Origin of the sequence: Mesorhizobium sp. CO1-1-11, assembly GCF_020164995.1 — a bacterium.
Lineage (GTDB): Bacteria > Pseudomonadota > Alphaproteobacteria > Rhizobiales > Rhizobiaceae > Mesorhizobium > Mesorhizobium australicum.
In genome coordinates this window covers 98,846-121,731 of sequence record NZ_JAIUHE010000008.1, presented here as the reverse complement: position 1 = coordinate 121,731, position 22,886 = coordinate 98,846, and the positions used below count along the sequence as shown (strand labels likewise).

At 62.5% G+C, this 22,886-nt stretch carries 22 protein-coding genes; 5 read left to right on the top strand and 17 right to left on the bottom strand.

Annotated features, from left to right (window positions below; translation table 11 throughout):
* Positions 1-153: 153 nt before the first annotated feature.
* From LB554_RS11270 to rpoZ, 13 genes are all read right to left on the bottom strand, one after another.
* Positions 154-2,901, bottom strand: coding sequence for a DUF2339 domain-containing protein (locus LB554_RS11270; protein ID WP_224584582.1), 2,748 nt, complete (start codon positions 2,899-2,901; stop codon positions 154-156).
* Between the two features lie 82 nt (positions 2,902-2,983).
* Positions 2,984-3,502: a PaaI family thioesterase gene (locus LB554_RS11265; RefSeq protein ID WP_015318570.1), complete on the bottom strand. Its 519-nt coding sequence runs from the start codon at positions 3,500-3,502 to the stop codon at positions 2,984-2,986.
* On the bottom strand, positions 3,499-4,275 hold the full coding sequence (gene recO, locus LB554_RS11260) for a DNA repair protein RecO (RefSeq protein ID WP_140823768.1): 777 nt from the start codon (positions 4,273-4,275) through the stop codon (positions 3,499-3,501). Before recO ends, LB554_RS11265 begins: the two co-directional genes overlap by 4 nt.
* A gap of 133 nt (positions 4,276-4,408) precedes the next feature.
* Positions 4,409-5,569 (bottom strand): porin, encoded by a 1,161-nt coding sequence (locus LB554_RS11255; protein WP_140618485.1) that lies wholly within the window; start codon positions 5,567-5,569, stop codon positions 4,409-4,411.
* 751 nt (positions 5,570-6,320) lie between these two features.
* Entirely contained in the window at positions 6,321-7,241 is a 921-nt protein-coding gene (era, locus tag LB554_RS11250) for a GTPase Era (RefSeq protein ID WP_015318573.1), read from the bottom strand.
* A complete protein-coding gene (gene rnc / locus LB554_RS11245; RefSeq protein WP_140663269.1) occupies positions 7,238-7,954 on the bottom strand; it encodes a ribonuclease III in 717 nt (238 codons plus the stop codon). Before rnc ends, era begins: the two co-directional genes overlap by 4 nt.
* On the bottom strand, positions 7,954-8,703 hold the full coding sequence (gene lepB, locus LB554_RS11240; RefSeq protein ID WP_027144187.1) for a signal peptidase I: 750 nt from the start codon (positions 8,701-8,703) through the stop codon (positions 7,954-7,956). The genes rnc and lepB overlap by 1 nt, the downstream gene beginning before the upstream one ends.
* Positions 8,704-8,781: 78 nt before the next feature.
* Entirely contained in the window at positions 8,782-9,195 is a 414-nt protein-coding gene (gene acpS, locus LB554_RS11235) for a holo-ACP synthase (protein ID WP_015318576.1), read from the bottom strand.
* Positions 9,192-9,791: a DUF2062 domain-containing protein gene (locus LB554_RS11230; RefSeq protein WP_015318577.1), complete on the bottom strand. Its 600-nt coding sequence runs from the start codon at positions 9,789-9,791 to the stop codon at positions 9,192-9,194. Before LB554_RS11230 ends, acpS begins: the two co-directional genes overlap by 4 nt.
* Positions 9,792-10,082: 291 nt before the next feature.
* Positions 10,083-10,463: a VOC family protein gene (locus LB554_RS11225; RefSeq protein WP_015318578.1), complete on the bottom strand. Its 381-nt coding sequence runs from the start codon at positions 10,461-10,463 to the stop codon at positions 10,083-10,085.
* A gap of 13 nt (positions 10,464-10,476) precedes the next feature.
* Positions 10,477-11,055 (bottom strand): orotate phosphoribosyltransferase, encoded by a 579-nt coding sequence (pyrE, locus tag LB554_RS11220; RefSeq protein WP_015318579.1) that lies wholly within the window; start codon positions 11,053-11,055, stop codon positions 10,477-10,479.
* Between the two features lie 24 nt (positions 11,056-11,079).
* On the bottom strand, positions 11,080-13,308 hold the full coding sequence (locus LB554_RS11215) for a RelA/SpoT family protein (RefSeq protein ID WP_224584580.1): 2,229 nt from the start codon (positions 13,306-13,308) through the stop codon (positions 11,080-11,082).
* A 211-nt stretch (positions 13,309-13,519) separates the two neighbouring features.
* Entirely contained in the window at positions 13,520-13,921 is a 402-nt protein-coding gene (gene rpoZ, locus LB554_RS11210; RefSeq protein ID WP_015318581.1) for a DNA-directed RNA polymerase subunit omega, read from the bottom strand.
* A gap of 317 nt (positions 13,922-14,238) precedes the next feature.
* On the opposite strand from rpoZ, the gene LB554_RS11205 reads away from it, so the two are divergent.
* On the top strand, positions 14,239-14,820 hold the full coding sequence (locus LB554_RS11205; RefSeq protein WP_015318582.1) for an NYN domain-containing protein: 582 nt from the start codon (positions 14,239-14,241) through the stop codon (positions 14,818-14,820).
* 11 nt (positions 14,821-14,831) lie between these two features.
* Entirely contained in the window at positions 14,832-15,488 is a 657-nt protein-coding gene (locus LB554_RS11200) for a uracil-DNA glycosylase (protein WP_224584577.1), read from the top strand.
* Between the two features lie 33 nt (positions 15,489-15,521).
* Here LB554_RS11200 and LB554_RS11195 read toward each other — a convergent pair whose 3' ends face one another.
* Complete coding sequence (locus LB554_RS11195) at positions 15,522-15,995, bottom strand: Lrp/AsnC family transcriptional regulator (RefSeq protein ID WP_015318584.1); 474 nt, start codon at positions 15,993-15,995, stop codon at positions 15,522-15,524.
* Positions 15,996-16,141: 146 nt separating this feature from the next.
* Here LB554_RS11195 and LB554_RS11190 point away from each other — a divergent pair, with 146 nt between their 5' ends.
* Positions 16,142-17,065 carry a DMT family transporter gene (locus LB554_RS11190; RefSeq protein ID WP_224584575.1) on the top strand — a complete coding sequence of 308 codons (924 nt, stop codon included), beginning with the start codon at positions 16,142-16,144 and terminating at the stop codon, positions 17,063-17,065.
* A gap of 62 nt (positions 17,066-17,127) precedes the next feature.
* Here LB554_RS11190 and LB554_RS11185 read toward each other — a convergent pair whose 3' ends face one another.
* The 3 genes from LB554_RS11185 to dapA form a co-directional block, all read right to left on the bottom strand.
* The gene (locus LB554_RS11185) at positions 17,128-17,838 is read right to left on the bottom strand and encodes a GH25 family lysozyme (protein ID WP_224584573.1); all 711 of its coding nucleotides are present in this window, start codon (positions 17,836-17,838) and stop codon (positions 17,128-17,130) included.
* A gap of 73 nt (positions 17,839-17,911) precedes the next feature.
* A complete protein-coding gene (gene smpB, locus LB554_RS11180) occupies positions 17,912-18,391 on the bottom strand; it encodes an SsrA-binding protein SmpB (protein ID WP_006202221.1) in 480 nt (159 codons plus the stop codon).
* 151 nt (positions 18,392-18,542) lie between these two features.
* Positions 18,543-19,424 carry a 4-hydroxy-tetrahydrodipicolinate synthase gene (dapA, locus tag LB554_RS11175; RefSeq protein WP_140663271.1) on the bottom strand — a complete coding sequence of 294 codons (882 nt, stop codon included), beginning with the start codon at positions 19,422-19,424 and terminating at the stop codon, positions 18,543-18,545.
* Positions 19,425-19,833: 409 nt separating this feature from the next.
* Between dapA and LB554_RS11170 the strand changes: the two genes are divergently transcribed.
* Both LB554_RS11170 and LB554_RS11165 read left to right on the top strand, forming a co-directional pair.
* Positions 19,834-21,864 (top strand): lytic transglycosylase domain-containing protein, encoded by a 2,031-nt coding sequence (locus LB554_RS11170; RefSeq protein ID WP_224584571.1) that lies wholly within the window; start codon positions 19,834-19,836, stop codon positions 21,862-21,864.
* A gap of 109 nt (positions 21,865-21,973) precedes the next feature.
* Positions 21,974-22,861 carry an alpha/beta fold hydrolase gene (locus LB554_RS11165; RefSeq protein ID WP_224584569.1) on the top strand — a complete coding sequence of 296 codons (888 nt, stop codon included), beginning with the start codon at positions 21,974-21,976 and terminating at the stop codon, positions 22,859-22,861.
* Positions 22,862-22,886 lie beyond the last annotated feature (25 nt).

Genomic DNA, 22,886 nt, shown 5'->3' with positions numbered 1-22,886 from the left:
GTTCTGAGGTCGCCCTTGTTGATCCGATAGAACGCGCCTTCCCGGCACGGCGCAAGCAGCCAGCGCGAAGCGGTCCACCGCTCCGGTCACCCAAGCAACTAGATAACGCCGGCGGATGCCGGTTTATTCCCGCACAGCGTTGAATTCCGGCTATTATTGTTCGCCGGCCGACAATTTCTCCTTTGCCGCCCGCGTCAGCAGCCGCTGGTAGAACAGGCCGATGCCGATCAGAACGGCGCCGAGCCCGATAAAGGACAGCGCCCTGAGCACCCCTTCCAGTTCCGACATGTCGAACAGGAAGACCTTCAGGACGGCCACCGCGATCAGCGCGGCGGAGGCGATGCGCAGTACCTGCGATTTCAGCCAGACGCCAGCCGTGAGCAGCGCCACGCCGATAACCAGCCAGAGCGCCGAATAGGTATAGGTCTCCAACTGCCCAAGGCCGCTCCACATGCCGATGAACTCGCCCTTGAACAGGCGCCTGACCGAGAGCGTGGCATAGGCGAAGGCAAGCAGCGCCGCCATCAGCGCCAGCATGGCCGAATACCATTTCGGCCGCTTGCCCCTGCTATAGAGCGCCAGAGCACCGGCGGCGACGGCCGGCAGGAGATAGGCGAGGAACAAGAGGTTGAAGACCGGTATCCGGCCGGTCGATTCGTCCGTGAACAACGGATTGAGCACCAGGAAATGCTGGATGACGATGAAGGCGGCCGAAAGCACGCCCACCGCCATCGAACCATAGCGCAGCACCGAGCTTGGCGATCGCCTGTCGATGGCGATCAGGATGGCGCCGGCACCGATAGCGATCAGCGTGTAGATCGCCTGTTCGGCGAGCGTCGGCGCATCGTTGTTGATGACGCCGCCATGCATGGCGTGACGCACCAGCATGGCGAGCGTCAGCAGCGCAAACAGTGCCGCCGCCGCTTCCATGGCCAGGCGTGGACGGCCATCGGTGGTGCGGGCGAGTTGCCAGGCCGCGAAGCCGAAGGCGAGCGCCGGCACGCCGTAGCCCGGCAGCAACCAGTTGAAGACCGGCGTCGTCGCCAGGAATTCGGATCCGACGATCGTCGGATCGAAGGCGGCGCGGCCAAGCACCGCGATGACAGCGGCGACCGAAATCCAGCCGAGCACAGGATAGGAGCGCCAGCGCGTGGCGAGCGCCGGCACGATCGCGGCGGCACCAAGCAGGATGGTGGTCCAACCGGAATCAAAAGCCATATGCAGCATCAGGAGGCCGGCGACTGCCGCGCCGCCCAAAACAAACGACACTGCGGCTCCCCCCTTGAGCGGCGGTTCCTCAGCCCGCGCGATCCACTCGCCGCCGGCGGCGAAGACCAGGACCAGCAGGGCCGCGACGGCGGCATAGACAAAGTCGCGGTCGAGATTGCCGAAGGTGAACCAGAGCGCCAGCAGGACGACCAGCGGCACGATGACACCCCATGCAGCCCAAGAGGCTGCTCGGATCTGCGCCGTGGCGGCGAAGCGGCGCGCGGCCCACAAACCAGCGGCGACGAAAACAAGACCGAGACCAATACCGATACGCAAGCTCAGCGCGTCAGCGGTGGCCAAGGGCACCCCATCAACACCCAAAGCGCCGCCCGAAAAGTCGGAAGCGATAGACGTTGGCGGGATGATGCCGAGATAGATCAGCACCGTCACCAGTCCCGCGCCATAAAGCAGTGGCAGCGCCAGTGGGCGGTAGAGCGCGACCGCTATCATCACGGCAAGCAGCACCGCGCCCGGCAAAGCATCACCGGCAGCGGCGAAGACCGGGTCAACCGAGAGGCCAAGCGCCGAGAAGGCGACGAACAGTCCAGGCACGATGGATGGCCAGTCGAAAGTCCCTGCTAGCCCGGTGTCGCCGCCACGGCTGCTCAGCCAGACAAGGGCAAGCACAGCCAGCGTTACAGCGTCGATGAGCAGTATGGCGGAGAGGTTCGCGCCCGGTGCGTCGGTCATGTAGAGGATGGTCCAGACGCCGGTACCGAAAAAAGCGGCCGCCATCAGCGTCTTCCAGTCGCGCATGCGGGCGATCACGCCAGTGGCGGCGAGCACGATGGCGAGATAGCCGAACAACGCCCACGGATTGGGCGCCTGCGAAGCGATCAGCACCGGCGTCACCATGGCGCCGACGAGACCGATGCCGGCCAGCGCCTGGCCATGGACGAGAGCGGCGGCAATGGTCGCAACGCCGATCGCACCGAGCAGCGTGAAGGCAAGCGCCGGGCCGATAAAGCCGTAAATGCCATGGGCGGCATAGACGGTGCCGAAGAGGATGAAGGCGCCGGCCGCGGTCAAGATCGCCGGAATATAAGCGCCGGCAATACCTTGCACCGGTACCTTGAAGCCGGTGCGGCGAATGAACTCGCCGCCGGCGACCAGCACCAACCCGAGCACCGCCGCCATGGTGAGCCGCACGCCGGGTCCGAAAATGCCGGCCTCGATGGTGTAGCGGATCAGGAACAAGCCGCCCAGAGCCAGCGCAATGCCGCCGACCCAGACCGCCCAACGCGTGCCGAGCGCGGTTTCAACGTCGGACTGGCGAGCGGCTTTGGCGACCGCGGCCGGCGCGACCTCTGGCGTTTTCGGTGTGATCTCGGGGGCGCTCCAAGGGCCGGGCCCTCCGGCCGGGATTTCCGCCTCCGTGGCCTGTGGCGCGGGGGCCGGCTCGCCGATTGGTGCCGGGGCGATGTCGGCAGGCCTGGCCACCGGAGCCGTGTCGGCCCTGCCCTGCGCCGCCTCCAGTTCCGACGGCTTGACCGTGGGCGATACCGCGCCCGAAAGCACGAGGCTGCGCAGTGCGCCAAGTTCGCGCTCGATCAGACCGATGCGGCCCTGCTGACGCGAAATGATGACGAACAAGGCAATGATGGCGACGAGGCCGATCAGGCTCTCAAACATGGCGGTTCCCCCAAACCAGGCCAGTTTTCACTGACGCTTCATCTCACTGACATTGAAATACGGCGGCTAAACGGCTGAAAATTCAACGTGCCGCCAGATTGGCGGCTGGAAATATCGAACATGTCTCGGTACCGAAAGCCAGCAGCTTGCCGCCGGCATCCTTCAGCGTCGCTTCCGAAACGGCAAGCGTGCGGCCCTTGTGAACCACCTTGCCTTCGCAGACAACCTCACCGGTCCTGGGCGTGATCGGCCGCGTCAGATTCACCTTGAACTCCGCAGTGGTGTAAGCCTCGCCCTTGTCGAGCAGGGTCTGCACCGCGCACGCCAACGCTGAATCGAGCAGCGTCGCCGCCCAGCCGCCGTGAACGCCGCCCAGCGGGTTGAGGTGGCGTTCGTTCGGCACGCCCCGGAACACGGCGCGACCTTCCGATACTTCGGTCAACGCGAAGCTGAGCTGGAAGGAGATCGGTGGTGCCGGGTATTTGCCGTCGACGATTCGCTGCAGCAATTCCAAGCCGGTGTATTTCAGGATGTCGGCATGAGGAATGGTGCCGAGGCCGAGCGGCGAGACCCGGCCCGGATAGAGTTCGACTTCGCTCATCGGATGATTTCTCCGGCCGCGCTCTCTCCGGCGATGGGCTTCTGCGCTGCGTGGTGCTTGCGCAGTGCGGCCAGAAAGCCGGCGCGCGCATCGGGCTGATCGATGCCGCGCGGCTCGTAGACGTGGCGGGTGAAGAAGTAGCCGGTCAGGCGGAATGCGTCCGCCATCGCCGCATGATTGGCGCGCTGGCCGGAGCCGCGCTGCAGGAAGGCGGGCAGCACCAGCATCTTGTCGTGCCACGGAGCGCCGGCCCCGCGCGACACCGCGCGTCCGGATTTAGGCGAGACATAGGCCAGATCCTGCCTCGTGCCGGTGGCGGCGCATTGGCTGAGATCGAGGCCAAAGCCGAGTTCATCGAGAATCAGGAGCTCGAAGCGCGCCACCAGTTCGCCGGCGGCATCTGCGTCGTCGAGATGAACGATCATCACCGAAAGCGCCTCGTAGAGGCCGCCATGGGCATCGCGCTCGGGCAGCAGGCGCAGATGCGCCGCCATCGTCTGAAGGCCGTAGACGGCAACGGCACTGTCCATCAGCCGGGCGGCGTTCATCTCGATGGCTTCGGCCTGGAATGTGCCCAGATGCTCGTCGAGGCGCGCACGCCACAAAAGATCGACGCGATTGCCTGGCTGGAGAACAGGCTGCTGCTTGCGCGAGCGGCCACCGCGCACGAGGCCGAGATGGCGGCCATGGGCGCGCGTCATCACCTCGAGAATGGCGCTGGTTTCGCCATGCCTGCGGGTGCCGAGAATGATTCCCTCGTCGCGCCATTCCATATCAGGAGCTTTTCACCGATCGGGTGGCGAAATCAAGGTATGGGTCTGGCGCCTGTGCCGGCTCTCGCAACGAGGCATAAAAAAGCCGCCCGCAGCAATGTGCTGCGGGCGGTTGGTGAGGTCAGTCGATCCGTTAGAAGTTGCGCTGGAAGCGGACGATGCCGCCGACGCTGTCCTTCTTGTCGGCCTTGGACCAGTTGCCGTAGATGGATGGATTGCCGAAATTGCCGTAGTGATCCCAGTCGACTTCGGTCGTGACCGTGAAGCCCGGGACGATGGTGTATGCGACGTTCGCGGCGAGAGCATAGTTCTTGTCGTCGTCAGCCGAAGCCTGGACGTTGAACGAGGTCTTCTCGTTGAACTTGTAGGTACCGCCGCCCCAGACGGCCCAGTTGCCGCCCCACGGCTTGTACTGGCTGCGGCCATGTACGTCGATGGCATTGTGTGCGTCGTCTGTGAGGTTGTCGTCGGTGCCGTAGCCGCCCATGATGAACAGCGACAGTTCCTTGCTGACGTTGACATCCAGGCGAACCTTGCCGGCCACTTCCTCGTAGTTGCTGTCATAGGCGACAACACCGGTGATCGCGCCCCAGTCGCCCTTGTACTTCAAGCCGCCGACGACATGCGGAACATAGCTGTCGATGGTGTTGACGCCCGTGCCTTCTTCGAGCGAGACCACGCCCGTGAAGCCGCTGCCAGCGTCGAAATAGTACTGGACGACATTGGTGTCCTTGACGCCGTACGGGATGATCGTGTCCTGGATGACGTTGCCCGCGTAACCGATGAACTGGTCGTATGCAGTTTCATCCTTACCGACGCGCAGGCCACCGAGCTGTATCCAGGCGAAGTTGAGGCTGGTGGTTTTGTTGCCGGCCTGCCAGGAGGTCGAGGAGCTTCCATCATAGTCGCCCGAGGAGTTGCCGAACTGGAAGCGGGTCTCGGTGAAGGTCTTCAACGTGCCGAGTTCGGTTTCCTGGCCGGTATACGTCCTCAGCGTGAAGCGCATGTTCTTGTAGTAGGTGTCGTGGTTTCCACCGTCCATGTGATCGCCAACGTTGTTGACGCCATCCAGCGTGCCGGAATCGCCGACGCCGATGTCATAGCGGAGATAGCCGCCGATGCGCAGGCAGGTCTCGGTGCCCGGGATGTAGAAATAGCCGGCGCCGTAGACGTCGCAGATCTTGACGTATTCGGCCGGTTCCGGTTCGGCGACGACAACCGCGTCCGCGGCGCGCGCGCCGGACACCGCGATCAAAGCCGCGGCTGAGCCGAGAAGGAGGCTCTTGATGTTCATTTTCTGACCTCTCCAGTCAAGTTTGAAAAAATGGCTTCTGAATTGTGGCTGGCGGATATGTTTTCCCGCCTCACCCCCACAATGAAAAAGGCCCGCACCGCGTCCCCTTTTCGCGGCGAACATACCCACCAATCGTCCACCTTCAATGACAATTCCATAAATGCGCTGGATTCTCGCCACAGATTAAATACGTGTTGCACAAATAACACTAATGAGAGCTTGCTTGAATTTAAAATGGCACAAATGGAACATCGTCATATTTTTGTAATAATTAAGTGTATCCTTCTGCATATACCAGTTTACTCTATGAATTTCGGTCTTTTAAGCTCTAAATCTAAAATAAATTGAGAAATTTGTGATTTCTGTCCTCGTATCGCTGTCGGCGCGAAAACAACACCATCAGCAGATCCAGATCACGGCGCGGAAAGCCGGCCTCAGCACGCGTCGCCGCTTCGTTGGCGGCTTGCAAGAATCTGAGTTGGTCTCGCGCCAATCGCGGGCCGCATGGTGGAGCCGGCGTTTCGCTTTGGCCTGCTTTCCGCCACCCGGGAGCCGTTCGCGGTTCGCGTAAAACCGCGACGTGCTCTACAGCACGTCGCGGCGAATCGGATTCGCCGACCTGCTGTAAGCTTCTGATTTTATGCATGTCGTTGTCCCGGAACCGAGGACTCTTCCGGGCGACATGCATTAGCCTCACGCCCAATGCTTGTGGTCGGCCACCGTGCGATGACGCGCCAGGATTTTTTCGGCCTTAGCGGGGGAACTCCAGCCCCATCTCGCGGTAGCGCTCGGGATCATCGCCCCAGTTCTCTCGCACTTTCACGAACAGGAACAGGTGCACCTTCTGTTCCAGTATGCCTGATATTTCCATCCGCGCGGCCTGCCCGATGGCGCGGATGGTCTCGCCCTTGTGGCCGAGCACGATCTTCTTCTGGCTGTCGCGCTCGACAAAGATGGTCTGGTCGATGCGCACCGAGCCGTCCTTTTTCTCTTCCCATTTCTCCGTTTCGATGTGCGAGGAATAGGGCAGTTCCTGATGCAGCCTGAGATAGAGTTTTTCGCGGGTGATCTCGGCAGCCAGCTGGCGCATCGGCAGGTCCGAAATCTGGTCTTCCGGATAGTACCAGGGGCCGGCCGGCAGCGCCTGCGCCAGATAGTCGAGGAGGTCCTTGCAGCCGGAACCGGTCAGCGCGGAGACCATGAAGGTGCGCTGGAACGGCACTTTCTCGTTCGCTGCCGCAGACAGGGCCAGCAGCGCCTCGTGCTTGACCCGATCGACCTTGTTGAGAATCAGCACCATCGGTTGGCGCACGTCCTTCAGCCGTTCGAGGATGGCATCAGCATCGCCCCTGATGCCGCGCTCGGCATCGATCAGCAGCAGCACGATGTCGGCGTCCTTGGCGCCTCCCCAGGCGGTGGTCACCATCGCGGTGTCAAGCCGCCGCTTGGGCTTGAAGATGCCCGGTGTGTCGACAAAGACGATCTGCGCGTTGTCGTGCGTGGCGATGCCGCGCACGATGGCGCGTGTCGTCTGCACCTTATGGGTGACGATCGAGACCTTGGCGCCGACCAGTTGGTTGACCAGCGTTGACTTGCCCGCGTTAGGCGCGCCGATCAGCGCAACGAAGCCGGAGTGCGTGACGGGAGCGGCTGCAGTGTCTTCGGCGGTCATGCCGCGCTCCCTTTATTGGCCCACACGCCTTCGCGCACGAGAAATGCCGAAGCCGCCGCTTCTTCGGCCGCCCTGCGGGAGCCGCCGGTACCGACGGAAGGTGCAAAGCCGCTAACCTGCAAAGAAATAGTGAAGACCGGCTGATGGTCGGGCCCTTCGCGTTTTTCGATCACATATTCGGGGCGCGCGTCACTCGTCTTGGCAATCCATTCCTGCAAATCGGATTTCGGATTACGTGGCTTCGTCACAACCGTGCTCGAACGTGGCTCCCAATAACGCAGAACGAACCGCCGCGCGGCGTCGATACCACCATCGAGATAAACTGCCGCGATTAGGGCTTCGACGGCATCAGCCAGATAATTTCCGCCGGAGCCGCGCGATCGCGTCTTCAAGGCGGCGTCGGCCCGGACCAGATTCTCCAGCTGCATCTCGATGCCGACTTCCGAGCATGTCTTTGCATCGACCAGCGCATTGAAACGGGGCGCGATTTCACCTTCCGGTGCATCAGGGAATTTCTCGAAAAGCATATCGGCGACGACAAGACCAAGCACGCGGTCGCCAAGGAATTCAAGACGCTGATTGTTGCTTGCCGCCTTGACCGCGCTGGAATGCGTCAAGGCGGTCTCAAGTAAGCGGATGTCCCTGAAAACATGGCCGGTCCTGGCCATCACCAAACCGGCCAGAGTCTCGCCTGTCGGGCGCTTCAAGGCCATCAGTTGACGAAGTGGAACAGGCGCGAAGCGCGCATCAGCGACGGCCATTTCCAGATTTCGAGCGGGCTAGCCTTGCCGGCGATCGAGAAGAAGACAAGGTTGGCGCGGCCGACCAGGTTCTCGGCCGGAACATAACCGACGGTGAAACGGCTGTCGGCGGAATTGTCCCTGTTGTCGCCCATCATGAAATAGTGGCCGGGGGGCACGTCGAATTCGCGGGTGTTGTCGCCAATCGAGTTCGGCGACAGGTCGAGCGTGTCATAGCTGACACCATCGGGCAGCGTCTCGCGATAGACGTCGATCGGATAATCCTTTTCCGTGATGTCGGGATTGTCGATCTGGCCCGTCTTGACGCGCGGCACGCCAACGCCATTGATGAAGACTTGGCCATCCTTCATCTGGATCTTGTCGCCGGGCAGGCCGATGACGCGCTTGATGTAGTCGACGGACGGATCAGGCGGGAACTTGAACACCACCACGTCGCCACGCTTGGGCTCGGAGCCCCAGATGCGGCCCGAGAAAATGTCCGGTCCAAAAGGCAGCGAATAGCGTGAATAGCCGTAGGACCATTTGGTGACGAACAGATAGTCGCCTTCCAGAAGCGTCGGCCGCATCGAGCCCGACGGGATCGAGAACGGTTGGAACAGCAGCGTGCGAATGACCAGGGCGAGCAAAAGCGCCTGGACGATGACGCTGACGGTTTCGCCAAGCCCGCCGGATTTCTTCTGAGATTTTTCAGCCACGCTCATGTCGTCCTCGATTGTGCGTTGGATGGTATAGAGTCTCGGCGCGCGCTGGGCAACGTCCATGCCGGTCGTCAGATGCAATCAATGTGGCGCTTCTTCGACCGGTAACGCCTCTATGATCACAAAGGCTTGAGCGAGCGGGAAATCATCCGTGATGGTGAGGTGGATCGCCGCCCGATGACCTTGAGGCAGGATCTTTTCCAGCCGCGCCAGCGCCCCGCCGGTCAGCGCCATCGTCGGCGCACCGCTGGGCAGGTTGACGACACCCATGTCACGCCAGAAGACCCCTTGTGCCAGACCAGTGCCCAGTGCCTTGGCGCACGCCTCCTTGGCGGCAAAGCGCTTGGCGTAGGAAGCTGCGCGGGCGCGCCGGTTCTCCGAACGCGCCTGTTCCACCTCGGTGTAGATCCTCTGGATGAAGCGCTGGCCGTGACGCTCAAGCGATTTCTCGATGCGTGTGATGTCGATCAGGTCGCTGCCGATGCCGATGATCATTGGGCGGCGGAACCGACGCTTCCGCCGGGATGAGGCGAATGCTCACGGCGTCTCGCGCGCTCGGCCAGCCGCTTGCGCCGCTGTTCGCGGAAGACATTCATGCCCCAGCGCGTGATGCCGTAGAACACCAGGCCGAACACCAGCCCGAGCGGCACCGCGCCGATCAGCATCGGCTCCAGGACGGGATGCCATAGTTTGGCGAAGGACAGCGTGTGCAGCATCTCGCCCAGATGCGCCGGCGGACCGTGTGTCGGCAGGCGATCGTGCAGGATGAGCTTGCCGGTTTCCCAGGATGCGCCCCACAAGAGCGGAAAAGTCAGCGGATTGCCGAAGAATACGGCTCCCAGAGCGGCGGCCACCAGATTGCCGGCGATCACCCAACACAGAACGGCGGCAATGATGAAGTGGAAACCGACGGGGAAGAACGAAGCAAAGACACCCGCGGCGACGCCGGCCGCCACCGCATGCGGGGTGGCCTTCAGCCGCAGAATGCGCTTGGAGAAATATTGAAGCGAGCGCGAAAACGAACGGCGCGGCCACAGATAGGTACGCACCCGCTCGAAAAGGCCATCAGGCTTGCGGCGACGAAAAAGCACTCTCTTCCTATTCCCGACAGTTCACAGCTTACACGCCGGCTGTTTCCAGCCAGGCTTCGACCGCCACATCTTGCGCTTTACGGTCGCCAGAAGGCAATCGCGACTTTGATATAGCCATCCGCAAGCCCAACAACAACCGAAGGCCGTACGCTCAGCGTCCGCAGCGCCAGATTTTTGGTCAGATCCATCTTCTCCACATCGGACAATCGCGGCGAATTTGAGAAGTGGTTTCGGCTAATTGTCGCAGCCGGATGACCGATATGCGGCCAGGGGTTCCGGCCGGCGCGGTGCCTACTTCAGATATTCGCTGACCTCGACCAGATTGTCGTCGGGATCGCGGAAATAGACCGACATCATAGGTCCTCGCGCGCCGATGCGCTCAACCGGACCGACTTCGATGGCAACGCCGTCGGCCGCGAGGCCGGCCTGGATTTCGGCGAGAGGCACCGCCGACACGAGGCAGAAATCGCCAGAACCCGGCGTCGGCGTCCTCGCCTTTGGCTCGAAAGTGCGGCCGACTTCGTGCAGGTTGATCTTCTGCGAACCGAACAGAAGCGCTGTCGGCCGGTTCGGCTGATCCAGGCGCCGCATGCCAAGCACGCGCCGGTAGAAGTCGCAGGTCGCTTCAACCGAGCGGACCGTCAGCACGAAATGGTCGATGCCGGCGATCATTTCGACCTCCTCGTCAGATGTTGCGGCTGCCCGGCTTGATGGCCGGGATGGCGGCAAGCTCCGGCGGCAACCTATCCGGCGGGTAGGCTGGAACTTCATATTCGGCAAGCGCGATCAACGGCACGCCGACATGGGTCTTGCCGGCCGAACGGTCGATGATGCAGGCGGCCGCGACCACCTCTGCGCCAACGTCGCGCAGGCAATCAATGGTTTCGCGGATCGACAGACCGGTGGTGACGATGTCCTCGACGATGACGACGCGGGCGCCTCGATCGATCTCGAAGCGGCGCAGGCGGAACTCGCCCCCTTCCCGCTCCACCCAGATCGCCGGCACGCCAAGGTGGCGCGAGGTTTCGTATGCCGGGATCAAGCCGCCGATCGCCGGCCCGACGACATAGTCGATCTTGCCTGGCACGGCGGCGCGGATCTTCTTGGCCAGCGCCTTGCACAGCCGCTCGGTCTTGTCGGCATGCATGAAGACGCGTGCCTTCTGCAGGAAAACTGGACTGCGCAGGCCCGACGTCAGGATAAAATGACCCTCGAGAACAGCGCCAGCCCCGCGGAATATGTCCAGCACTTCGTCGGTATTCATCTCGTCCCCCATGGTCGGCTATCGCTAGCCGTTGACGCGCCGCGCATCGCTGACGCTCGAATTGTCCTTGAGCTGCGACAGCAGCCGGTTGAGATGCTTCAGGTCCCAGACTTCGAGATCGATCAGCATTTCGGTGAAATCGGGCGCGGTGCGCACCATCGACAGCGTATGGATGTTGGCGTCGTTGGAGGCAACGACCTGGGCGATATCGGCAAGCGAACCCGGCGCGTTGATGGCGGTGACCGAGACGCGCGCGGGGAACCGTTCCTTGGTGCGCTCGTCGATGTCCCAGCGCACGTCGATCCAGCGCTCCGGCTGATCGTCGAAGGCCTGCAGCGCCGGAGACTGGATCGGGTAGATGGTGATGCCGGTGCCCGGCTGGACGATGCCGACGATACGATCGCCAGGGACCGCGCCTTCCGGCGCGAAGCGCACCGGCAGGTCGCCGCGCACGCCGCGGATCGGCACGGCGCCGGCGCCTGGCTGGTCCTTGTCCTTGCGCGCGGCCCGGCCAGGTATCTGGAACAGCATGCCTGCGGCGTTGCGGATCTTCGACCAGCCCTCCTCGCGCTGCTTGGGCGCTGCCGGCGTGACGCGCTCGTCCTTGTAGTCGGGGAACACCGCCTTCATGACATCGGTTGAGGCCAGTTCGCCGCGGCCCACGGATGCCAGCACATCCTCGATGTCCTTGCGTGCCAGCCTGTGCAGCACGGGCTTCAGGTTTTCCCTGGTGAAGGTCTTGCCGGCTCGTTCGAAGGCACGCTCCAGGATACGCGCGCCAAGGCCAGAATACTGCTTGCGGATCGCATTCTTGGTGGCGCGGCGGATGGCGGCGCGCGCCTTGCCGGTGACGACGACCGATTCCCATGCGGCTGGCGGCACCTGCGCCTTGGAGCGGATGATCTCGACCTCGTCGCCATTCTTCAGTTCCGTCATCAGCGGCATGATGCGGCCATTGACCTTGGCGCCGACGCAGGTGTCGCCGACATCGGTGTGAACCGCATAGGCGAAATCGATCGGCGTGGCGCCGCGCGGCAGGGCAATCAGCATGCCTTTCGGCGTGAAGCAGAACACCTGGTCCTGGAACAGCTCCAGCTTGGTGTTCTCCAGAAAATCCTCGGGATTGTCGCCCTCGGCCAACTGCTCGATGGTACGGCGCAGCCAAGCGTAGGCGTTGGTCTCCTTCGAGATCGCATGGCCGGCGCCGTTCGTCTTGCCGCCGGTGTCCTTGTAGATCGAATGGGCGGCGACGCCGTATTCGGCGATCTTGTTCATCTCGCGGGTGCGGATCTGCAGTTCGACGCGCTGGCGCGAAGGCCCGACGATGGTGGTGTGGATCGAACGGTAGTCGTTCTGCTTCGGGGTCGAGATGTAATCCTTGAAACGGCCGGGCACCATCGACCAAGTGGTGTGGATGGCACCCAGCGCGCGATAGCAGTCCTCGACGCTGTCAACGACAACACGGAAGCCGAAAATGTCGGACAGCTGCTCGAAGGACAGCGCCTTGGCCTCCATCTTGCGGAACACCGACCATGGCTTCTTCTGCCGGCTCTTCACGCCGGCGTTGATGGCGTGCTTTTCAAACAGGGCCGACAGCGCCTTTTCAATGTCGGTCAGCACGCCCTTGTTGCGCTCGAATATCTCGGCGAGCCGCGCGGTGACGGCCCGGTAGGCTTCCGGATTGATGAAGCGGAAGGCGATCTCTTCCAGCTCCTCGCGCATGCCTTGCATGCCCATGCGCCCGGCCAGCGGCGCGTAGATATCCATCGTCTCCTCGGCGATGCGCAGGCGTTTGGCCTCGGGCATGTGATCGAGGGTGCGCATGTTGTGCAAACGGTCGGCGAGCTTGACCAGCAGCACGCGAACATCTTCCGAGATCGCCAGCAAAAGCTTGCGCAGGTTCTCCGCCTGCTCGGCCTTCTTGGAGACGAGGTCGAGTTTCTTGAGCTTGGTCAGGCCCTCGACCAGCTTGCCCATTTCGGGGCCGAACAGATCGTCGATCTCGGCCCGCGTCGCCGTCGTGTCCTCGATGGTATCGTGCAGCAGGGCGACGGCGATGGTCGCCTCGTCCATGTGCATCTCGGTGAGGATAGCGGCGACTTCGAGCGGATGCGAGAAATAGGGATCGCCGGAAGCGCGCTTCTGGTGACCATGCTTCTGCATGGCGTAGACATAGGCCTTGTTGAGCAACGCCTCGTTGACGTCAGGCTTGTAGCGCTGGACGCGCTCGACAAGCTCATACTGACGCATCATGGGCTAAATCTCTCGGCGATGAAATGAATCATGCGCCGCACTGTTGTACGGCGCATGCCGGTACCAACTGTCGCAAATACCAGATTCACGCATTATGCCAAGTGCGGCCAAAGCTGCATCTGGTATTTGCGACAGTTGGTACTAGATAGCCACGAAACCGCCGGGACGGAAGTGCCGGAAGATTGTTCCAGCGACCGCCGGAACGGAGGGCTTAGTAGTCGTCGCTCTTTTCCGGGGGCACCAGGCCTTCGATGCCAGCCAGGAGATCTTCCTCGGTCATCCGGTCGAAGGTGACGTTCTCCTCGGCGTCGTCGGCTTCGGCGGCCGCAACAGCGCCGCCGGTCTGATCGGCGATCACTTCGCCATCGGCTTCGGGCTCGTCGACCTCGACATGCTTCTGCAGCGAATGGATCAGATCTTCCTTGAGATCATCGGGCGACAGCGTCTCGTCGGCGATCTCGCGCAGTGCGATGACGGGGTTCTTGTCGTTGTCGCGCGGGACGGTGATCTGCGCGCCCTGGCTGATCTGACGGGCGCGGTGGCCGGCCAGAAGCACCAGCTCGAAGCGGTTGTCGACCTTGTCGATGCAATCTTCAACGGTTACGCGGGCCATGGACTGCCCCTTTCATGCCTGGATTTGATGGAAAACAGGCGCGGTCCATAACCCGAACGGCGCCAAAATACAAGCATCATGGCAATGCGGGCCCACAGGGCACTCAATCCCAATATCGAACTCCCGATCTAGCAAAGCAGCCGGGTCCAGGGTTCGGCGCCACGATCACAATTGCTTGCAGTGCGCCACATGCCCTTGGATTGCCACCAAACTGGCGTTATCTCGATTGGTCCAAGGTCGGCCGGTTATTAGAGCCTGACCGATAGTCGCTACCGCATTTCGTTTAGACGGCCGTTTTTTCGAAAAGGATTATTTCCATGTTCGACCCTCGTGAAAAAATCGCCCTGTTCATCGACGGCGCCAATCTCTACGCCACATCGCGCGCGCTCGGGTTCGACATCGATTATCGCAAGCTCCTGGCGAGCTTTCACAAGCGCGGTTACCTGTTGCGCGCCTACTATTACACCGCGCTGGTCGAGGACCAGGAATACTCCTCGATCCGGCCACTGATCGACTGGCTCGACTATAACGGGTTCAAGGTGGTCACCAAGCCGGCCAAGGAATTCACCGACTCGACCGGCCGCCGCAAGATCAAGGGCAACATGGACATCGAGCTTACCGTCGATGCGCTGGAACTCGCCGATGTCGTCGACCACTATGTCATATTCTCCGGAGACGGTGATTTCCGAACGCTGGTCGAAGCGCTGCAACGGCGTGGCCGCAAGGTGTCGATCGTCTCGACCATGGCCTCGCAACCTCCGATGATCTCAGACGACCTGCGCCGGCAGGCCGACCATTTCATCGACCTAGCGACGCTGAAGAACGAAGTCGGCCGCGATCCCTCCGAACGACCGGCACGGCGGCCCGAACCGGCTGAAGTCGACGAGGACGACTACTGAGGCCGGTCGACTTGACCGCCCCTTCACTTTCCGAACCCAGCCGCGATTGCCCGCTCTGCCCGCGGCTGCATGATTTCATCGCCGAATGGCGGCAGCGCGAGCCGTCATGGTTCAACGCGCCGGTGCCGACCTTCCTGCCACTGGGTGGCGAAGATACCGTCCAGCTTCTGATCGTTGGTCTGGCGCCTGGCCTGCGCGGCGCCAACCGCACCGGGCGCCCCTTTACCGGCGACTATGCCGGCGACCTGCTCTATTCGACACTGATTGCCCACAACTTCGCACGCGGCGAGTTCAAGGCGCGGCCCGATGATGGGCTGGAACTCCTCGGCACTGCGATCACCAACGCGGTGCGCTGCGTGCCGCCGGAGAACAAGCCGGTCGGTGCCGAGATCGCCACCTGCCGGACATTCCTGGTGCCGACGATCGCTCGCTTTCCCAACCTGCGCGCCGTGCTGGCGCTGGGATCGATCGCGCACCAGTCGACCGTGCGGGCACTGGGCGGGCGCGTCGCCGCCTATCCGTTCAAACATGGCGGCCAGTTGGAAGCCGACGGCATCATGCTGTTTTCGAGCTACCATTGCTCGCGCTACAACACCAATACCGGTGTGTTGACCGAAGACATGTTCGTCAGGGTGTTTGGCGAGATCGCGGCATTCCTGAAGAACTGAGCTCTCGGATACCGTGCGGTCTGCGGTGCGAGCTCACACCGGCAGCAAGGCATCCGGCTTCACGTCGCCGATCGAGGCATAGGTATGTGTCTCCTTCACCCCGGGCAGCGGCAGGATGACGCGTTTGAGAAAGTCCTGATAGTCGGCCATCTCGGCAATGCGGGCCTTCACGAGATAGTCGAAGCCGCCGACGACCATATGGCATTCCAGAACCTCGGGCGCCTTTGCCACCGCCTCGGCGAAGCGGTCAAAGATATGCGGGGCCGCGTGATCGAGCCGCACCTCGATGAAGACAAGCATGCCGCGGCCAATCTTTGCCGGATTGAGCACCGCCCTGACGGCGGTGATAAACCCGTCGCGAAACAGGCGTTTCACGCGCTGGCTGGCGCCGGTCGGTGACAGGCCGACGCGCGCTGCCAGGTCGAGCGTGGTGCGGCGCCCATCTTCCTGCAGCAGTCGCAGAAGACTGCGGTCGACGGCGTCCAGGTCGACTGGTTCAGGATTCACGTTCAAGTCCTCCTATTTGCGTGAATTACACTTCAAATTCTAAAAAACAGCGTATTTTGTCGCGACCATTTCGACCATAGGCTGCGCTTCATCGCAAGGTCGGGGGCTGTCTCCTCCTGGCGGCATGAACATGCGGCGGAACTGACATGGCGGACGGACGAGACACGGGAGACACAAGACTGGCGGTGATCGCCGGCCTTGTCATGATCGCCATCTATGCGGCGCAGTTCGTCGCCGCCCGCTTCAGCCTCAGGGAGCATCTGACGGCCACCGACATGGCCAGCCTGCGCTTTGCAGGTGCCGGCGCGGTGTTCCTGCCGATCGTCTGGAGACGCGGCCTGGCGACCATGAAGGCGCTGGGCTGGCGGCGTGGACTGACGTTGGCTGCACTGGCCGGATTGCCCTATCCGCTGATCATCAACTGGGGTCTAACCCACGCGCCCGCCGCCCATGCCGCGGCGCTCTGCCCGGCCTCGATCGTGTTCTTCTCGTTCCTATTGTCGCTGTTCCGGGAAAGCGCGTCGCGTCGGCGGATCATCGGTGTCGTCACGATCATCGCCGGCTTGTTGCTGTTCATAGCACCGGCGCGCACCGGCGCCAGTGATGTCCTGTTCGGGGACCTGCTGTTTATCGGATCGGGCGCGATGTTTTCCACATATGCCATTCTTGTGCAGCGATGGCGTGTCGACCCGGTCACGGCGACCGCGAGCGTCGTGCTTTTGTCCTGCCTGCCGCTGCCACTTCTTTATGTCTTGGCGCCAAGCGGCCTCCATGCCGCCGCAGGCGCCGAAATCGCCAGCCAGATCGTCATTCAAGGTCTTCTCGCGGGCGCTGCGGCAATGTTCCTCTACACTTACATTGTCGACCGATTGGGCTCACAGGCTGCATCGCTGTTCCTGCCGGGTGTGCCGGTCGCCACCGTGATGGTCGGCATGGTCGTGCTTGGCGAGACCCCGCTGGCTATCCAATGCGTGGCCATCGCCATCATGGCCGCCGGGATGGGTTATTCGGCGATGGGTCGACGCAGCACCAGGGAAAATCTGGCTGTCTCGACATCAGCTGGATCGTGAATGGTTTCAGGGGCATGGCAGGCTGCCGAAGAACGGGACCGGCATCGGATCGGGCCTGTTCATCAAGGTGTGGAGGCGAGCAGCGCCGCCAACTTCTCCGGCCCGCCCTGCAAAACGTTCAGATCGACGTCCCCCTCGATGCCGTTCACGCGCCCCTTGTTGTGGTACTGCCAGTAGATCCAGTCACGACGGTCCGGTTCCATGAGCAGTGAGCGTAGCCAGAGTGGGCGAGCGGCGATTTGCCCGGCATAAGCGGCCTCGGCTTCATCCGTAAGATAGACGATCGCCGGCTTGCCGAATGCCGCCTCGACAAGTCCGAGGAAGGCCTGGAGTTCGGCATTCAACTGTTCGGGCGACGGACGCCGCGGACAGTTGCCGCCGAACTCGATGTCGACCACGGGCGGCAGCAGCGGCTGATCGTGCGGCACCACCGAGATGAAATTCCTCGCCTGGTCGGCGCCCGGCCGGCAGAAGGTGAAGAAATGATAGGCGCCGACGGCGAGGCCGGCGGCGCGGGCCTCGCGCAGATTGCCGGCGAAGGCGTCGTCGACATGGTCGCCGCCTTCAGTCGCCTTGATGACGACGAAAGCCACATCATCGGCGGCAACACGCCGCCAGTCGATCCGGCCCTGATGATGGGAGACGTCGATGCCCCTGACCGGATATCGGTCGCGGTCGGGAGAGTAGGTGCGGAAATAGGCCACTCCTCCCACAGCAATGACACATGCCAGGGCAAGACTGGCCGCGCCCCAGAGAACAATCCGCTTCTTCAAGACCACCCCTGTTGGACTTGCCGGTTGTTCGGCGTTGAAAACCCGACCGTTGGCTTTCCAGGCTATCTCCCGATCACCCGCGCTCCTTCAGCAGCCGGCCTTTTTCGCGCGACCAGTCGCGTTGCTTTTCGGTCTCGCGCTTGTCGTGCAGTTTCTTGCCGCGGCCGACGGCAAGCAGCAGCTTGGCGCGTCCCTGGTCGTTGAAATAGATTTTCAGCGGCACCAGGGTCATGCCTTCGCGGTCCACGCTCTGCGACAGCTTGGCCATTTCGCGCTTGTTGAGCAGCAGTTTGCGGCGGCGGCGCGGCTCGTGGTTGAAGCGGTTGGCCTGCAGATATTCGGGCAGATAGGAATTGATCAGCCAGATCTCGCCGCCTTCGACCGAGGCATAGCTGTCCTGGATGTTGGCCTGGCCCTGACGCAGCGACTTGACCTCGGTTCCGGTCAGCACAAGGCCGGCCTCGATCGTGTCGAGCACCTCATAGGAAAACCGCGCCTTGCGGTTTTCGGCAACGGTCTTGTTGTTGGGATCGGCTTTTCTGACTTGGTTCATGAGGTCTAGAGTCCGTTTCGAAACCCGCTCCCGCGAGTCAGATGATGGTGCTACCGAGAACCGGAGCGGAGCGTACATATAGTACGGGAACACCGGAAGCGCAGGTGGCGCCTTCAGATGACCGCGGGAGCAGACTTCCCAAACGGGCTCGCTAATTGATCAAGCCGGCGTGCTTCATGGCCGCATCGATCCTCTCGGCCGTTGCCGGCTCGACAGTCACCAGCGGCGAACGCAGCACGTTCTCGACCTTGCCCAGCTTCGACAGTGCATATTTCGCGCCGGATACGCCGGGCTCGATAAAGATCGCCTTGTGCAGCGGCAAGAGACGGTCCTGCAGCTCCAGCGCCTTCGCACTGTCGCCCGAAAGCGTTGCTTCCTGGAATTCGGCGCAGAGCCGTGGCGCGACGTTCGAGGTCACCGAGATACAGCCGACACCACCATGCGCGTTGAAACCCAGTGCGGAAGCGTCCTCACCCGAAAGCTGGATAAAATCCTTGCCGCAGGTCATGCGCTGCTCCGACACGCGCTCGACCTTGCCGGTGGCGTCCTTGACGCCGACGATGTTCTTGAAGTCGTGCGCCAGCCGGCCCATCGTCTCCGGCATCATGTCGATGACCGAACGCGGCGGAATGTTGTAGATGATGATCGGCAGCTTGGTCGCCCGGGCGACAGCGGCGAAATGCTCGTAGAGGCCGCGCTGTGTCGGCTTGTTGTAATAGGGCGTTACGACCAGGGCAGCATCGGCGCCGGCCTTTTCGGCATACTGCACGAGCCCGACGGCTTCCTCGGTGTTGTTGGAACCGGCGCCGGCAACAACCGGGGCGCGGCCCTTGGCCACCTCGATGCAGACCTTGACGACGTGGCGATGCTCGTCATGCGACAGCGTAGGCGACTCGCCCGTTGTGCCGACAGGAACCAGGCCTGTCGTGCCCTCGCCAAGCTGCCAGTCGACGAACGCGCGAAAGGCTTTCTCGTCGAAACGCCCGCTCTTTTCGAACGGTGTCACGAGCGCGGTAAGCGAGCCTCTCAGCATGTCGTCCAACTCCTTGGGACTTCTCGGTTCACGCATGTCGCTGTCCCAAAACCGGTATCCACTTTTGGGCGCCATGCACTTTGTTGGTTATGCATGTCGTTACCCCCAAAACCGGTATCCACTTTTGGGCGCCATGCACTTTGTTGGTTATGCATGTCGTTACCCCAAAACCGGTATCCACTTTTGGGCGCCATGCGTCGGTGTTTCGTGGTGCGCGCCTTCTAACCGAAAGCGAAGCCGCGCACCATAGTCTCGACATTGTTGCGCGGCAAGCATTGCCATGGTGCCAGCAAGCGTAATTCGAACGGCCTCGATAACCCTTTGTTTACGAGCCCTTCACGACCTAAGTTTAGGCTTCAAGGCTTCTTCGCCGCCGGTAAAATACTGGATTAAGGAAAGACACGCGATCATGCCGACCAGTCGGCCCCATCTCTTCGCGCTGCTTGGCGCCGTCGCCGCGCTGATGCCCGGCGTGGCGATCAGCGGCAGCGTCGATGTGCGGGTCACCTCGGCCATCCCGGTGCCTGGTGTACAGGACAAGGCGCAACAGGCCCCCTCACCCAGCGTCGCGCGGTTGAAAAGTGGGCTGGATGCGCTGGCGGCCGGCGATATTGCCGGCGCGCGCGGCGTGCGTGATGCACTGCCCGCACAATCGCTCGACCAGCACATATTGGCCTGGGCGATCGCGCTTTACGGCGGAGACAAGGTTCCGAGCGGCGACATCGCGGCGGCCGCGAAGATGCTGCCCAACTGGCCGGGCACCGTCGCCTTGCGCAAGAACAGCGAGCGCGCGCTCTACCGCGAAAACCCGGCGGCGGATGTCGTCGTCAAGGCATTCGACGGCAGCCAGCCGCAGACATTCGAAGGCGTGATGGTTCTCGCGCGCGCCTATGTGTCGTCCGGCAACGCCAAGGCGGCGCGATCGGTGCTGTCGCCGTTCTGGCGCACCGCGATCCTGGAGGCCAAGGACGAGACGGCTCTGATCAAGGAGTTCGGCAGCCTTGTTCCTGCCGCCGACCACCGTTTTCGCATGGAGCGCATGTTCTATGCCGACCGGGTGAGTTCCGCCTTGCGTGTCGCCGGCCTCGCCGGCGCCCAGCAGCTTGCCGACGCCTGGGCGGCGGCCGACAGGAGCGACAAGAATGCCGCCAACCTCCTAAAGGCGGTACCGGCGGCGCAGCGTTCGGCCGGCTATTTCTTCGCGCAGGCCGAGTATCTGCGCAAGCAGCAGGATTTTGCGGGCGCCGCGGCGGTTGTCATGAAGGCGCCGGCGGACCGTGACTCCCTGGTCGATCCGGATGCCTGGTGGGTCGAACGCCGGGTGCTGTCGCGCGAACTGGTCGACCAGGGCGACATGAAGACGGCATACAAGATAGTCGCCACGCATGCCGCCGAAAGCGCGGCCAATGCGGCGGAAGCCGAGTTCCATGCCGGCTGGTACGCGCTGCGTGGCCTGAACGATCCCAAGCTCGCGGCGACGCATTTCGCGCGCATCGCCGACCTTGCCCAGGGACCGATGACCCTGTCGCGCGCCTATTACTGGCTCGGCCGCGCGGCGGAAGTCGGAGGCCCCGGCAATGCCAAGGATTATTTTGGACGTGCGGCGACCTACGGCACCACGTTTTACGGCCAGCTCGCCGCCGAACGTGTCGGCCGGCAGGCGCTCAACATCGTCTATCCCCAGCCAAGTGCCGCCGACCGGCAGAGCTTTGCCGGCCGCGAGGCCGTCTCCGCCATCAAGCGACTGCAGGAGGCGGGCTACGACCGCTATGCCGAAACGCTCTACCGCGACCTTGCCGGCCAGTTGACCAGTCCGGGTGAACTGGCGCTGCTCGCCGTCCTGGCGGAAAAGCAGGACAACCATTTCATGGCGCTGAAAATCGGCAAGATCGCCGGAGCGCGGGGCATCGACGTCGGAGCGCTGTCGCATCCGCTCGGCGTCATCCCCGATTCGGCCAATATTTCCGGTTCCGGCAAGGCCCTGGCCTACGCGATCGCCCGCCAGGAAAGCGAATTCAATATCGGGGCCATATCCAGTGCCGGCGCGCGCGGGCTGCTGCAGCTGATGCCGGCAACCGCCAGGCAATTGGCGAAGAAGGCTGGATTGCAGTTTTCGCAGACCAGGCTGACAACCGACGCCGCCTATAATGCAACGCTTGGTTCGGCCTTCCTCGGCGAACAGCTGGATCGCTTCAACGGCTCGTACGTATTGACCTTCGCGGGCTACAATGCCGGCCCGGCCCGGGCCGGCCAGTGGGTGGCGAAATATGGTGACCCGCGCGGCAAGGACATCGATGCGGTGGTGGACTGGATCGAACGGATTCCCTACACGGAAACAAGAAGTTACGTGCAGCGCGTGATGGAGAATTACGAGGTCTACCAGATGCGTATCTCCGGCAAGTACGACATCGTCGGCGATCTCGTGAACGGGCGGAGTTGAAGTTTTTGCTCTTCCTTCGTGAGGAGAAGGAGGAGCCTTTCCCATTTGACCCTCCCGCGCTCCGTCTATAGCAGACGTGGACGATCCCTTCGGCTAGAGAACCCGTCCCATGTCGAGCAACCCAGGTTTCTCCGACTTCTTCTATGCCGCGCCAGATGGGCTGAGACTTCACGCGCGCGTCTATGGCAAAGCGAATTCCGCACATTGGCCGGTCGTCTGCCTGCCTGGCCTGACACGTAATGCGCGGGATTTTCACGAGCTGGCGCTCTATCTCTCAACGCGATCCGCCTTGGCGCGCAAGGTCATCGCCTTCGACTATCGCGGACGCGGACAGTCGGCCTACGATCCCGATGTCAGTCACTATAATGTCGGCGTCGAGGCGGGGGACATCCTTGCCGGGCTGACGGCGCTCGGCATCGATCAGGCGGACTTCATTGGCACCTCGCGCGGCGGGCTGATCATCCATGTGCTTGGCGCGATGCAGCCGGCGGCACTGAAAGCCGTCGTGCTCAACGACATCGGGCCAGTGATCGAAGCCGCCGGCCTTGCCCATATCCTCACCTATCTTGATCCCACGCCAAAACCGAAGAGCCGTGCCAAGACTGTCGATGCCCAGCGCGACACGCATGGCGGCGACTTTCCCGCCCTCGCTTCGGCGGATTGGGAGCGGATGGCGTCAGCGCTCTATCGCCAGACGGATCAGGGGCTGATGCCGGATTTCGACCCGAGGCTGGTTGAAACGCTCGCCGCCCTCGACCTAAGCAAGAAACTGCCGGATTTGTGGGCGCAATTCGAGGCGCTGGCCGCCATGCCTATGCTGGTCATACGCGGCGCCAACTCGAGACTTTTGTCCGTCGAGACGCTTGAAGAAATGAAGAAGCGCCACCCAAACCTCGAGGCGATCACGGTCGAGGGCCAAGGCCACGCGCCTTTCCTAGAGACCGGCAGCCTGCCCAGCGCCGTTGCTGTTTTTCTCGATCGCGCCGAGAGGCAATAAGCGGCAAATAAGCCCCAAGACCAGA